Source organism: Neoalteromonas arenosi (assembly GCF_030362855.1).
GTDB lineage: Bacteria > Pseudomonadota > Gammaproteobacteria > Enterobacterales > Alteromonadaceae > Alteromonas_E > Alteromonas_E arenosi.
Genome location: NZ_JAUCBP010000001.1, coordinates 247312 through 260638, shown reverse-complemented (window position 1 = coordinate 260638; position 13327 = coordinate 247312). Strand labels below are relative to the sequence as shown.

Annotated in this window: 11 protein-coding genes; 5 read left to right on the top strand and 6 right to left on the bottom strand. The window is 46.6% G+C overall.

Annotated elements, in window-relative coordinates:
* Window positions 1–311 precede the first annotated feature (311 nt).
* Together QTP81_RS01210 and galK are read left to right on the top strand one after the other, a co-directional pair.
* On the top strand, window positions 312–1343 hold the full coding sequence (locus QTP81_RS01210) for a UDP-glucose--hexose-1-phosphate uridylyltransferase (protein WP_289363137.1): 1032 nt from the start codon (window positions 312–314) through the stop codon (window positions 1341–1343).
* On the top strand, window positions 1343–2491 hold the full coding sequence (galK, locus tag QTP81_RS01205) for a galactokinase (RefSeq protein ID WP_289363135.1): 1149 nt from the start codon (window positions 1343–1345) through the stop codon (window positions 2489–2491). The genes QTP81_RS01210 and galK overlap by 1 nt, the downstream gene beginning before the upstream one ends.
* Window positions 2492–2545: 54 nt before the next feature.
* On the opposite strand, the gene QTP81_RS01200 is transcribed toward galK, so the two are convergent.
* The 3 genes from QTP81_RS01200 to QTP81_RS01190 all read right to left on the bottom strand — a co-directional run bounded on the left by QTP81_RS01200 (window position 2546) and on the right by QTP81_RS01190 (window position 5264).
* Window positions 2546–3820 (bottom strand): alpha/beta hydrolase family protein, encoded by a 1275-nt coding sequence (locus QTP81_RS01200; protein WP_289363134.1) that lies wholly within the window; start codon window positions 3818–3820, stop codon window positions 2546–2548.
* Between the two features lie 44 nt (window positions 3821–3864).
* The gene (locus QTP81_RS01195) at window positions 3865–4557 is read right to left on the bottom strand and encodes a FadR/GntR family transcriptional regulator (protein WP_289363133.1); all 693 of its coding nucleotides are present in this window, start codon (window positions 4555–4557) and stop codon (window positions 3865–3867) included.
* A 95-nt stretch (window positions 4558–4652) separates the two neighbouring features.
* Window positions 4653–5264: a hypothetical protein gene (locus tag QTP81_RS01190; protein ID WP_289363132.1), complete on the bottom strand. Its 612-nt coding sequence runs from the start codon at window positions 5262–5264 to the stop codon at window positions 4653–4655.
* Between the two features lie 361 nt (window positions 5265–5625).
* On the opposite strand from QTP81_RS01190, the gene QTP81_RS01185 reads away from it, so the two are divergent.
* Genes QTP81_RS01185 through QTP81_RS01175 form a run of 3 tightly spaced genes read left to right on the top strand, consistent with a single transcriptional unit; the run spans window position 5626 to window position 8656 of the window.
* Window positions 5626–6627: a substrate-binding domain-containing protein gene (locus tag QTP81_RS01185; RefSeq protein ID WP_289363130.1), complete on the top strand. Its 1002-nt coding sequence runs from the start codon at window positions 5626–5628 to the stop codon at window positions 6625–6627.
* Window positions 6628–6635: 8 nt separating this feature from the next.
* Complete coding sequence (locus QTP81_RS01180; RefSeq protein ID WP_289363129.1) at window positions 6636–7571, top strand: aldose epimerase family protein; 936 nt, start codon at window positions 6636–6638, stop codon at window positions 7569–7571.
* A gap of 2 nt (window positions 7572–7573) precedes the next feature.
* Window positions 7574–8656: a bile acid:sodium symporter family protein gene (locus tag QTP81_RS01175; protein ID WP_289363128.1), complete on the top strand. Its 1083-nt coding sequence runs from the start codon at window positions 7574–7576 to the stop codon at window positions 8654–8656.
* A gap of 26 nt (window positions 8657–8682) precedes the next feature.
* Here QTP81_RS01175 and QTP81_RS01170 read toward each other — a convergent pair whose 3' ends face one another.
* The 3 genes from QTP81_RS01170 to QTP81_RS01160 all read right to left on the bottom strand — a co-directional run bounded on the left by QTP81_RS01170 (window position 8683) and on the right by QTP81_RS01160 (window position 13238).
* Window positions 8683–10734 (bottom strand): S9 family peptidase, encoded by a 2052-nt coding sequence (locus tag QTP81_RS01170; RefSeq protein ID WP_289363127.1) that lies wholly within the window; start codon window positions 10732–10734, stop codon window positions 8683–8685.
* Between the two features lie 241 nt (window positions 10735–10975).
* Window positions 10976–11875, bottom strand: a complete 900-nt coding sequence (locus QTP81_RS01165; RefSeq protein ID WP_289363125.1) for a MipA/OmpV family protein — start codon at window positions 11873–11875, stop codon at window positions 10976–10978.
* 13 nt (window positions 11876–11888) lie between these two features.
* Window positions 11889–13238: a J domain-containing protein gene (locus QTP81_RS01160; protein ID WP_289363124.1), complete on the bottom strand. Its 1350-nt coding sequence runs from the start codon at window positions 13236–13238 to the stop codon at window positions 11889–11891.
* Between the last annotated feature and the right edge of the window lie 89 nt (window positions 13239–13327).

The window sequence follows — 13327 nt, the reverse complement described above, 5'->3', positions numbered from 1 at the left end:
TTACAACGTTCTCGTCGCTGTGATGTTTGGCAGTGCAATGCCGCATACTCAAATAAGACTTAGCTTATTTATATTATAATTACTTTTATTTTTTCTTGTTTCAATGAAAAATGCAACAATATACTTACTAAATATTCACAAATCGCGTTTAATTCAGGCAAGCCAGTGCGTAAGGGCAGGAAGGTTAATAAATCAACACCCCAAAAAATCCATATAAATCAGAGTGTTAAACTATTTGTGTTAAATTCCTCTTCTGGATGCTATGTTTTTTAATTATCATATAAATAATAATTTATTATCTGAATCTAACTATGAGTAGTCATTCTGCATTCCGTCGGCGCAATCCACTCACGGGTGAATGGGTGTTGGTATCACCACACCGCAACAATCGCCCATGGTCTGGTGCGGTTGAAGAATTACCGGTAGGCAAGCTTCCTAGCCATGATCCCAATTGCCCTTTATGCCCGGGCAATACTCGAGCGAATGGCGAATCGAATCCCGAATATCCTACGACCTTTGTGTTTGATAACGACTTTGCAGCACTCACCCGTAATCAAAGCGCCGAAACGCCTAATACTGACCTTTTCACGCAAGAATCTGCGGTAGGACTGGCCCGAGTCATATGTTTTGCTCCTGATCACAATCGCTCATTGCCGCAGTTAGAACCTGCCGAAATGTTCGCGGTTGTTGACACTTGGCGCGACCAATATCAACAGTTGAGTGAACAGTTCAATTGTGTCCACATATTTGAAAACAAGGGCGAAATCATGGGCTGCTCACAGCCACATCCACATGGCCAAGTATGGGCTCATCAGCATTACTCGACTGAAATAGAACGAGAGAACCGACATCAGAGTGAATATTTTGAGCAACATAACGAGGCAATGTTGCTTGAGTATGCGGAACGTGAAATTGAAGCTCGCGAACGACTGGTAGCGCTCAATAATGACTGGGTGGTAGTTGTACCTTATTGGGCTAAGTGGCCATTTGAGACATTACTCATATGCCGCCATGCCGTCGCCGATTTTAATGATCTGAAAGATGAACAGGCTCAATCGCTTGCTGAAATCGTCAGCCTTCTTACCACCAAATACGATAATGTTTTCAATTGCAGCTTTCCGTACTCAATGGGGTGGCACAACGCGCCAAGCGATTTAGTCGAAAAACGGCACTGGGTGTTGCACGCCCATTTTTATCCGCCGCTGCTTCGCAGTGCCAGCGTGAAAAAGCACATGGTGGGGTATGAGATGTTGGCTGAAAGTCAACGCGACTTAACCCCTGAGTTAGCGGCAGACATCTTACGTCAATGCAGTGAAGTGCATTATCTGGAAAGGAAAGAATAATGGCACATGAAGCACTAGCGCAGGCATTTACCCAGCACTTTGGTAACGCGCCAACAGTAAAGGTGTCTGCTCCAGGTAGGGTGAACCTAATTGGTGAGCACACCGACTACAACGAGGGCTTTGTATTGCCCTGTGCACTGCAATTTAAAACTCTGATAGTTGCCAAACCACGCGAAGATACAATCATCAATGCGTTCTCATTGCAGTATCCAGAAGCCATTGAGCAATTCGATATTGCTGAACCAATCAATCCCGGCTTGTATCCATGGGGAGACTATCTACGCGGTGTTGTAAAGGAGCTCATGGACGCAGGTGCTCCCCTTACCGGTATGGATATCGCGATTTCAAGTGATGTCCCACAAGGTAGCGGATTGTCCAGTTCGGCTGCACTCGAAGTGGCTGTGGGTGGTTTGTTTAACTTTAGTTGCAACTTGGGATTAACCGGGGCGCAAATTGCCCGCACCGGTCAATTAGCAGAAAACAATTTCATAGATTGTCAGTGTGGCATTATGGATCAGTTGATATCAGCCGAGGCACAGTTTCATTCGGCTTTGCTAATCGACTGTATGGATTTATCAACCCGAGCGGTTGCTATTCCCGACGATCTCGCACTGCTTGTCATCAACTCGAATTATCCCCGCAAATTAGCCGATAGCGATTACAACGAGCGTCGTTTGGCATGTGAGCAGGCAGCAAAGGTGATGGGAAAATCATCATTGCGTCATGCAACTCTTGATGAGTTGAACGCAGTTAAAAAAGAACTTTCAGATACGGTTTTCCGGCGTGCAAAGCATGTGATAACTGAGAACGATAGAGTACTACAAGCTGCGAATGCATTAGCGCAAAACGAACTCGATAGGTTATACGCAATCATGCACGAAGCGCATTTATCGTTGAAATACGATTTTGAGATCACTGTTCCGGCCACCGATGGACTCGTGGATATCTGTATGAATGCACTTGCCGGTAAGGGTGCATGTCGCCAAACTGGCGGTGGTTTTGGCGGAGCTGTGATTTGCTTGTGTGCCAAGCACGATGTTCAACGCGTGATCAATGCCGTTAACAACGAATACGAACCGCGCTTTAAGTTACATCCCGACATTATGCTATGTGAACCACATCAAGGACTTTGTGTGGGCCTGTTTTAATCGCGCGCTTCACACTTGGGCAGCTGGTGGCATCGTTAGGGGGCAGTAGAGCAGTTACTCCCCTTTTTTCTCCATAATCATGCCTGTTGAGTAACGATTGTCGAAACCTTTCCACGGTGCGCTCAATTGGCCGTTAATCATTTCTTGATTCGAGGAACCTTCAACGGCAAGGTATTCGCACGCGTCAGCGGACTGCTTAATCTGACAGTCCATCATGGCTAAAATAAAGTGCTGATTGTTTACCGCTATTGTTGCCATATTCCAGCTAGGTTCATAGTAATGACCAATATCAAGTTCGTTGGTTGAGGCTGCATGCGGTGCAGGATGTGGGGCAATATTGTGACGCGCATTTTGATAGGTCAATAACCACGCTTCAGCTCCTTGGTGCTGCTCATACATCCAGCGGATCCCGCTATAGCCGGAAATATCGTCTAAGTCGCCGGCGATATACAATGTCGGGACTTTTACTGCGGCAATCGAGTCAGCACTATAGACTTTCAACTGCCCTCCCCAAGGCGCAATAAGAACGGCCGCTTGCCAACTGGCATCAGCGCCTTCGGCGCGTTTGGCCGCACAGTGATTGACCACTTGTGTCAATAACGCGTTTTGCTGCTCATCGTCAGAGCCACTAATTGCTGCTACATGTTGAGGTGTAAACGCGTAACAACCACCAATAGTGTTAATCGCACCAAAGCCGCCCATCGAATAACCGATTAGTCCACTTTTACTCGTATCAACGTGTTCCGCGAATTCAGATGTAGCGAGCCATTCCAATGCAAACTGTTGGTCAGTTGCGCGATTCATCAGAGTACTTAAAAATCCCGAGCCAGGGTTAACGGTAAAGTCCACATCGGCGTTGGTTGAATCTGTATGATCGACGCCCACCACTACATATCCGTGGGACGCCAAATGTTCAGCAATGTGAAACATGATTGTGCGGTAGCCGGTGTACCCATGAGAGATCACAACGACAGGGTATTTATCTTGGTCGTTCTTTATCGCAACGTCACGAGCAGCATTTGCCAGTAAGTTAAACGTCGCGCCGGAACGGGCCTCATTTTCGTAACTCGTGTTAGGGGCGGTATTGGCTGCTGCTGGGTACCAGATTTCAAAGACCAATGTTCGTTCGGTTTCAGTTGGGTCAAGTGGATTGCTGTGTTGTAAATTGACGGCGGATAGTGTTTTAACGCCTACCTGATGCTCGCCTCTATTACTGAGTTCCGGCGTAATATCAGTAGGTAAGTGAGGAATCACTTTTTCTGCATCGATTGCTAAATATGGCCATGAAGTCAAGCAAAGAAAAAGACCGAAAAGGTAACGTAGTTTCATTATTGTCCCGTTATTAAGTTAAAACTTTACGACGGGCGCAATAACTAAGTGTCTGCGAGCACCGTCTCCATCATTTGCGTCAGCATGTTTTGGACTAACTCAAATGCTGTGTCAGCTTGTTTCTGTACGATTGCGTCAAACACCGCGATACACGTGGCTAAGTTCGAAAAGCTGACACCTTGCATCCGATTCGAGTATCGCGATGTAACCCGCAATGCCGTGCTGGTAAATTCAATCAGTTGTATAAAGAAGCGATTATGGGTCGCTTCAAACAGTGCGGTCACGAAAGCAATGTCTGCATCTAGCGAGTCATCTAACCCAGACTCAGCGTCTCGCATGCGGTCTATCGACTTACGCAACTCCACGATATTTTCTGGTAATGCGTGCTGCGCCGCTAAAGCGGCGGCTTGTGGATCAGTCACTAAACGCATCTCAAAAAACTCACGTAGTAAATTCAGTGTCGGTTTACTGACTAATGTCCACTTCAATACGTCGGGATCAAACATATTCCAGTTGCGTTCTGGTTGAATGCGGATCCCTTGTTTAGGACGCGAACGAATGAGGCCTTTAGCAGAAAGCATCTTAACCGCTTCTCGCGTCGAACTTCGGCTGACGCCAAAGCGTTCACAAATTTCAGCCTCCGACGGCAATGCGTCGACAAAATCGCCACGCAAAATCGCGAGTCCGAGGGTATGTGTTAAGTTCTGGGTAATGTTGAGCGTGGAAGTTTCTGCCATCTAATCGTTGAGCTTCAGCTACTTTAAAAGTCATATAAATAGCATGAAACTCAGCGTCCTGTCACTTCCACACGCTTACTTTCCCTAACTCGATGTTAAATTCTAAAGATGTCGCGAAAATGGATGTCCGATAACTTCGATAAACGACGGGCTGTTTGTTCCGCAGTAAAGTCAGTATGAATAAACCGCATAGTGCCAAATGCGCTATCACAATCGACACTCTGTGGTTCGAGTGTCGCATGTAGACCTGCTGGTGAAGTGTGCCAACGAATATACAAAGCTACTGACGACATCATTAAATTATCATACCGCGTAGACATCTTAGCAATTAGACACGCTAAGCTATCGAGCTGCTCTTGATCAAGCTCATCCAAAGCATTGGCTGCATCTTTAGGCACTAATAATGTCGCAAATGGCGCTCGATTATCGGTGGGAACGTAGATTGCCCAGTGTTGATTCTCACTAACGAGCAAGTCTTGCTGTTGCGCGGGGATGCTGGTTTTGCTGCGAATAAAATCAACCTCGCCCAAAAAGTTGCCAGTGCTAGCCCTTTCTGCCTGCCATTCTTCAATTATTGCCAAGCGTTCGATAGGGCTTAGTTCGGCGAAGGTAGTTTGCGTTTCAATGTGCAACGAGCGACGCTTATCGCGGTGGCTAGATGCGTTGTTTGAGCGAGTTTCTACGACTACATGTTGTTCTGAATTCATAGTGTGTCCCGTTGTACCCAAGATTAATTTGTGGCGAAAGGGAATGCGGTTTCCCTGTGATTCAAAAAAAACCTTTCGCTGATCAAACTAACAAACCCATAAAACAGCAGTTATTCTTATTTTTATCAATGCTTTAGGCCGTTTTGCTTAAGTCAAGAGTGTTTTCACCGACATCTATGTAAGGCACATGAGGTTCTAAACTTAACAAAAGCTTTACATAAGGGTATACGCTTTCCCTGTTTTTGCAAACTTTTTTAATGTAAAAAACTATGAATTACAAAAAAACGTATTTATCATAATTTATCCGCTTTGCGTGATAATGTTCGCGTGTCGCTTTTTAATTAGTAGCAGGGGCTGTTTTATGGCAACAATGAAAGAAATCGCAGATGCCGCTGGCGTATCGCAAGCAACGGTTTCTCGAGTGTTGAACGATGGCCCCAAAGTAGGTCGTGCGACGCGCGAGCGCGTTAAGTCTATTATCAAAGAGCTAAATTATCGCCCAAATGCCAATGCACGAGCTTTAGCAAATAGTCGCAGTGACGCGGTAGGGGTTGTTATTGCAGATCTCTACGAGCCATTTTTTGCCGCGTTAGCTCATGGCGTAGAAACAGTTGCACGCAAGCACGATACGCAAATTCTTATCAGTGGTGGCTCCATTGGTTTGGAGCACGAGCAAAAGGCGATAGGAACGCTGCTGAGTCACCGTTGTGATGCTATGGTAGTCCACAGCAAGTCACTGCCTGATGGTCAACTTATTGAGCTAGCCCGCGAAGTACCGGGTATGGTGCTTATTAATCGCTTTATCCCTGAAATCGCCTCGCGTTGCGTGTGGTTAGACAATCAAGCGGGGGGACGCCTAATGGCGGAGTATATGATCCGACAAGGGCATACCAAGCTTGCTGTTATTTCCAGTGATTTCCCAATTGATGATCCATTGCATCGCATTGCAGGAATCCAAGAAGCGCTTGCTGCGGCAAATATAGATTTGCCAGAAGTTAACATTGAATATGGACCGCCCAATCAAGAAGGTGGTGAAGCAGCGGTCCAAAATTTAATGTCAAAAGGCGCTGATTTTACCGCGGTATTAGCCTACAACGATGCAATGGCAGCCGGCGCAATGGCAATGTTACTCGACCATGGTTTTGATGTGCCTCGCGAAGTGTCAGTGATTGGTTATGATGACATCTTGTTAGCGAAGTACTGTCGTCCAAAACTCACAACGTTGCGCTACCCCATCGAAATGATGGCCTCAAAAGCTACGGAGCTAGCACTGCAGTACGCGCAAGGGATCCTGCCTTCGGAAGACACAACCTATAAATATCAGCCGACTATAGTTAAGCGAGACTCGGTCCGCAAAATTTAAGGACAGCTATGCAAACTTATCACCTAGTTTCACCTGGCATGCAGGTCACTATAGCCGACTATGGCGCACGTATTATTGATTGGGTGGTTCAAGTTGATGGCCAGCCGCGTCACATTGTGTTAGGTCATAAAGTACTCCAAGAGTATTACAGTGATCCTTTTTATCTCGGCTGTGTCGCAGGTCCTTTTGCTAACCGGATTGGCAATGGCCAAGTCGAAGTGGACAAGCAGGTTATTCAATTATCGATCAACGATGGCTGTAACCATTTGCACGGCGGTCCCAATGCATTAGATCGGCAAACGTGGGAGGTATCTGAGCAGTCGGATACTGAACTGACCTTACACTGGCAAGGTGAAGATGGCTGGAATGGTTATCCAGGCCCGATTAATTTTACGGTTAAATACGCAATCATTGGCAATGCGTTGTATATGACCATGAATTCCCAATCGCCTAAAGCCACAGTGTGTGGTCCTACAGGCCATAGTTACTTTAATCTTAATGGCGCTGATTCCGGTTTATCAGGTTTGGCGCAAACCATCGTCTCAAATGCTACGCACTTCGTTCCGAAAGACGAAGATGGTTTGCCAAAAGACAAACCCAAAGCGGTTGATCAGAGCTTGTTTGATTTTTCCAAACCCGTGCGTTTGGACCAGCACAGTGCATGGGCAATTTTGGACCACAATTTTATCTTTGCCGATACAGTGCAACAGACGCGAATCACCAGTGCGGATGAGAAATTGGCGTTGACGGTAACATCAGATTATCCGGCAGCACAGTTTTATACCGGCTTTTACTTAGGTGACCAATTTGAGCAAAACCAAGGGATCTGCGTTGAGCCTCATTTTGGTGCTGATGCACCTAAAAGTAGCGGTGGTATACAAGGTATATTACAACCTAATACGGTTCAGCAACACAGTATTGTTTATCGTATTGAGCTTGCTTAACAATGCCGCGTATACGCTCGATTTTAGTTGGCGTCCTTATTGCGGTATCAACTGGCAGCTGGATGTTGGGTGCTATCGAGCTAGCAGCGAACTTTGGCGCTGCAACAATGATTGCTATTGCCATTGCATTACGGGGTTCAGAGCGCTATGCCACGTTTAGCTATACCTTTACTATTTTCGCTGCAGTCATTGTGGCACTGCAATATCCACAGTGGTTTTTAGCCATTGGAGAATTCCAAACTACATCTTTAATTGTACCGCTACTGATGATCATCATGTTCGGTATGGGCGCGTCTCTGAGCTTTCTCGATTTTGCCGCTGTATTTAAAACGCCGCGTAATGTGTTGATTGGGCTGCTTTGCCAATACAGCATGATGCCATTAATTGGTTTTACATTGGCAACCTTGACTCACTTTCCGCCTGAAATTGCTGCAGGCATAATACTCGTTGGTTGCGCGCCTGGCGGTTTGGCTTCCAATGTAATGGCTTTTATTGCCAAGGCGAACTTGGCATTGTCACTGTCTTTAACAGCCGTATCAACGCTTTTGGCGCCGTTTATTACACCTTACTTAATGGGTTTATTTGCCGGAGAACTTGTCGCTATAGACCTTCTCGCTATGTTCTGGAGTATCAGTAAAATGGTCTTGCTGCCGATCATGGCAGGTTTGCTCTTTAACCATTTTTTCCACGGTCGTGCGGTTTGGTTTGACCGATTCATGCCGCTGATTTCTATGGCCGGGATTGCCATAATTATTGCGATTATCACCGCAGCAGGCAGAGATTCTTTATTGACTATTGGCGGGCTGCTCATCGTGGTTGTGTTAGTGCATAACGCATTGGGCTACACAATAGGCTATGGCGTTGGCCGCATAGCGGGAATGGATCAAGCATCGGCTCGAACACTAGCGTTTGAAGTCGGCATGCAAAACTCGGGATTGGCGTCAGGGATCGCCGTTGAAATGGGCCGCGTGGCGACTATGGGACTTGCGCCAGCGGTCTTTGGTCCGTTGATGAACATCACTGGTTCGAGCCTTGCTGCTTGGTTTAGGAATCGGCCGCTCAACAACGAAAAAGCCAGCGACTAGCGCTGGCCTGTGTTTCTCGTTAGTGGCTACTCTGTGGCATCTTCTTCACCTTTGAGACGCTCTGACATCCCCAAATCAAACGCAGGCATCGGCGCATCACGAGTAGCGTCTAGTGCCAAATACGTATCCATCCAACGCATCAGGCGCAGTGCATAGTCATATTGTGCAGCTGCTTTGCGATTGCCATGCCCTTCACCGGGATAAAACACTAAGCGAACTGGTGTATCAGTTCTAACCTTCATTGAACGGAATAGCTCCATAGACTGGCTTGGATGTACACGAGTGTCTTCCTCGCCATGTAAAATTAAGGTCGGCGTTGTACTTTTACCCGCATGGAAAATTGGCGAACGTTCGATTAAGTTCATCCAATTGTCTTCCCAAGGCCATTTTAACGAATGCACTAAGTGCATTTCATTGGGGATATCACTGGTACCAAATTTTGATACCTGATTGGAGATACCAACGAATGCGACTGAGGCTGCAAAGTGTTCAGTCAGAGCTGTCGCGCCCCACATGGATGCATACCCACCATATGAGCCGCCAGTGATTCCCACACGGTCGCGATTAACTAATCCCGCTTCTGCAAGTGCGTTTACGCCATCAACTAGGTCGTTAAACTCTTTACCGGCGTAGTCGTCTTGATGTTCTTTCGCAAATGCGACGCCTCGACCCGTAGAGCCGCGATAATTAGGATAAAACACGGCGTAACCATCAGCGGCTCCGAATTGCCCCGCGAGTGAGTATGCTGTTAACCATCCATCGCTGTAGTGTGCCTCAGGGCCGCCGTGTACGGTCAGGATCAACGGCCAACCGCCTTCTGGAGCTGCGCCTTTGGGCGTGATTAGCAAGCCTTCAACGACAGCACCGTCGCGAGCCTCAAAGCTAAATGTTGATTGTGGTGCCAAGTCAATATCAGCTAACCAGGCATTGTGATTGGTAAGTTTCTCTGACTTGCCACGCCTGATCTTAAATACTTCGCGGGGATGCATGGGGCTGTCTGCAGTAAAGCGAATTTCGTCGTCACCCACATCAGCACTGCGTACAACAATGTCAGATGATGTGCGATAAGTGCGCTTTTCATCACCATCTGTTGCATAAACGACAAGGGCGCTTTCAACACCACGATGCGCAACGGCAAGGATGTCGTCATCTAACCAATCGATATCTTGAATATGCTGTAGAGCATCTTTAGTGAGTTGGACGAATTCAGGATTATCGGCATCAGCTAGCATCAACACCCCAGCTGAGGTGTCGTGAATGTCGGTGCCGCCCAGAAACGCAATTTGCTCGCCATCATCGGAAAATTCAAACGTGCCGAGTTTACCAGGGACATCAATCGTATTACTGACTGCTCCGGTTTGTGTACTGATAACGTGTAAATCACGCTTCATGTAAAAGTCATCAATCAGATTGGTCGGTGCGGCAGCTACGACAATAGACTTGCCGTCTTTTGACAAATCAAAATTGGATATATTTCCCGTATTAAAAAGCACCTCTGCCTTAGCATCGCTATCGCTGAGGTCAACCTGCCACAACGCCGCTAAACGGTGATCTTCTTCAAACGCATAGGCTTTAAATCCCTTGCCAGTCAGATCTTCTTTGTCATCTTTAGGGCGGGCAACGAAATAAAGTGTCTTACCATCAGCAGCGACTGCGTAGTCGCCGATCCCAGTATCAAATTCAAACCGCTTCTGCGCTTCACCGCCGGATAATGAGATCGAGTAAAGCGCCGTATTTTTATCCCCGTCGCGCTGAGTTTTGAAAAACAGCGTTTGACTATCAGCACTGAATTGCAAACCAGAAACGCTGCCCTGACCGCCGACAAATAAGCTTGGCGATTCATCATCGCGTATAATGTAGATATGCGTATCGGCTACACCGTCTTCATCACCCGCAATTAAGTCTCGAGGCTGACTTAAGGTGTAAGCCGTAACGTTACCATTAGGCGCAACGGTGATATTGCCAGCGTGTTGTACTTGCGGCAGATGTTCAATTTCAAAGCTAGCGGCATTCGCCGAAGCGCTACCAGCCGTGATAGCCAGTGCCAGTAAGCAGGGTTTAAATAGCTTATTTAGCATAGAGTTTTAGCTCCTGTATCTTATTATTCGAATTGTCGCAGTGGTTACGATACATAATGTAAATCTATTCTCACAAGTTAATCTAACAAGCCCATTCTATTTTGCTGTGTAGAAAAGTGTCCGCAAAGGTGTATCAAGCTCAGTAATACCACCCAAAAAAATCCATATAGCTCAGGCTTCAGAGGCGGCCGCAATGGATAAAGTTTGAACGCTAGTCAATCAGCACCGGTGGCTCTATTGACTACCAATTAGCTTTAGTTTCACTTTGGTATAATCGCCAGACAAAACCCGCCGCAATGCTATACGTCAGTGTATCTTCGAATAACGGACTATCCGTATTGGCAGCGCCACTGTGCCATTGCAGACCTCCACCGATAAAACCGCGTGCTTGCTCACCGATCGGGAATGAGAAGCCCACAGATAATTCCGTACCGAGAAAGCCACTTTGCGCGTCATACGCTGCTCGTGTATCGGTCACAAATGCTTGGTCGACTTGATAAAAATAATCCTGCAGTTTTTCGGAAGCGAAGGTAAAGCTTAGCGAAGCATTCAAGCCGGTATCCTTAAATAGCCTGCCGCGCTGCTGGTATGTGAGTGTCGGCTCCAAAACATAACCGCGTTGGTCGATACGGCCGAAATCGGTAGAAAATACCGCGCGCGCTTGTAAACGCGCATTTAACCGCCCATTTCCGCCGTTAGCAAATTCGAAACCCTTCACGCGATAGATCAATTGCGGTCCTACTTCGAATAGAAAGTCGAGTTCTGGCATGCCTTCGCGAGCCGTGTTCTCATCGCTATCTGCAGAAAAGGCACCGCCGAAAGAAATATCGAACTCAAAGTCATTTTCTTCAACAACAACCGCACGCGCACCGCCTCCGCCTAGTCGAAATACATCACCGCGATAGATGACATAAGGCGCAGCCAATCCGATAAAGTTGCGCTCGCTAGAACTCGGATAATTCGGTACTTCACCAACACCTCCACCGACGCCAAACTCCCATAGCGGTTGCGCTTCATCTAATCCTTCAAAGCCGGTTAAATCACGCACGGGGGACTCATTCTCACGCGTGTCGTTAGCCTTTGTGCTGGTGCTTAGAAACAGTGCTAAAAGACTAGCTGTAAGCAATGTTGGTTTGTACATAGATAATAATCCGTTAGTCCAATTGCACAGCTTCATCTGCAACTGGGGGAGTGTAGCCTTGTGGTGCTTCAACGGTGATATCCAATAATTCGATCAACATTACTTCAATATCTGTTTTCAAGTCATCGAAAAACTCGTCTTCTGAAATGACTAAATCAGCGTAAACAATCGCTTGTTGTTGTTGATAAGACTCCAAGCGCTCGGTGTAATTCTCTCTTTCCTGCTCGGCTTCAGCGGCAGAGAGACTTGATTTATCAATTAGCGCAATCGCTTGTTTTTGGGTATCTGTGGCTTCATCAAACTGTTGGTTTGCAGCATAAGCCGCAGCTAATGTGTCGTAAAAAGAATATAACTCTGTCTCATCTTCGTAGTCGATAATGGTTTTTGCCATTTGCACTGCTACTTCTGGCGGATGTAGTTGATTGTTTGCGAGAGTGGCAAGATACCACGCGGCGCCTTCAAGGCTGTAGGGTGAATTACTCGCAGCATAGTCAGCCAAAACCGCACGAGCTTTATCTAAGTTAACCCGCGTCTTAATGCCATTGGCGTATACCTGAGTCATTTCATAAACATCTACCACGACTTCGCTTTTTTCATAGGCACTTTCTAACAACCATAAAATGTTAGCGTCCCGCTCGAGGAGATTGATTTCTAGGCCATAGATAGTGGCCAAATATCCCTCCGCAGGTGGAAATCGCAAGTTGGCCTTTGCACGTATTTCTCGTTCGCCTTTAATTTGCGCAGATTCAGTTTCACCGAGTAAAAACAAAACGATATCGCCAAGAAAGTCCATGTAATAGTCATATTCGCCGAGCTCTGTTATATATTCGTACGCTGCAGACCAGTCCTGATGTTCACCTTCCCTTGTATAGGCCCAAGCGACTCGTCGCTGAGCTTCTTCCCATCCTTGTTTAGCAAGCTCAATACAACGCTTAAACTGTGGGGTTTCTGTGGCGTCTACAACATCGTTACATTGCAGTAGGTCAGGTTCCCATTTGACTTCAATTAATGCTTCTTGCTCGGCTTGTTGCGCAGCTTGCCTGCGGTCGTCGGACAAAAACGAGAACACCCTAAACAGCACAAACATAGCCAACAACCAGCCAGCAGCGATGAAAACTTTGCGGTTGGGTTTCGAGTCCGGCTCAGGATCCACTTCTGTGTCGGATTCTTTGACTGTAGTTTCAGAATCACTGGGTTGATTGCAATAGTTGAGGGCAGCTTCATACGCTTGTTGTAATTGCGCGAACCCCTCGGGATTATCATCTGGATGGCTGTCTTTTAATAAATGTGTGTAGGCATGTTTTATGATTTGGCTATTTTGTGTCGGCTCAATACCCAAAACAGTCCAACAATTATTTGTCATAGTTTTTGCTCAACGTAATCGACTACCTTACCAACGTTGGTTAAATAGCCTTTGGCAAGAACAGGTTATGGCGCAGTAACGAAAGCATT

Coding starts and splice junctions, on each gene's coding strand:
- QTP81_RS01180 (WP_289363129.1), top strand. CDS start 6,636: ATGCAAACTTATCACCTAGTTTCACCTGGCATGCAGGTCACTATAGCC.
- galK (WP_289363135.1), top strand. CDS start 1,343: ATGGCACATGAAGCACTAGCGCAGGCATTTACCCAGCACTTTGGTAAC.
- QTP81_RS01165 (WP_289363125.1), bottom strand. CDS start 11,875: ATGTACAAACCAACATTGCTTACAGCTAGTCTTTTAGCACTGTTTCTA.
- QTP81_RS01210 (WP_289363137.1), top strand. CDS start 312: ATGAGTAGTCATTCTGCATTCCGTCGGCGCAATCCACTCACGGGTGAA.
- QTP81_RS01170 (WP_289363127.1), bottom strand. CDS start 10,734: ATGCTAAATAAGCTATTTAAACCCTGCTTACTGGCACTGGCTATCACG.
- QTP81_RS01175 (WP_289363128.1), top strand. CDS start 7,574: ATGCCGCGTATACGCTCGATTTTAGTTGGCGTCCTTATTGCGGTATCA.
- QTP81_RS01185 (WP_289363130.1), top strand. CDS start 5,626: ATGGCAACAATGAAAGAAATCGCAGATGCCGCTGGCGTATCGCAAGCA.
- QTP81_RS01190 (WP_289363132.1), bottom strand. CDS start 5,264: ATGAATTCAGAACAACATGTAGTCGTAGAAACTCGCTCAAACAACGCA.
- QTP81_RS01160 (WP_289363124.1), bottom strand. CDS start 13,238: ATGACAAATAATTGTTGGACTGTTTTGGGTATTGAGCCGACACAAAAT.
- QTP81_RS01200 (WP_289363134.1), bottom strand. CDS start 3,820: ATGAAACTACGTTACCTTTTCGGTCTTTTTCTTTGCTTGACTTCATGG.
- QTP81_RS01195 (WP_289363133.1), bottom strand. CDS start 4,557: ATGGCAGAAACTTCCACGCTCAACATTACCCAGAACTTAACACATACC.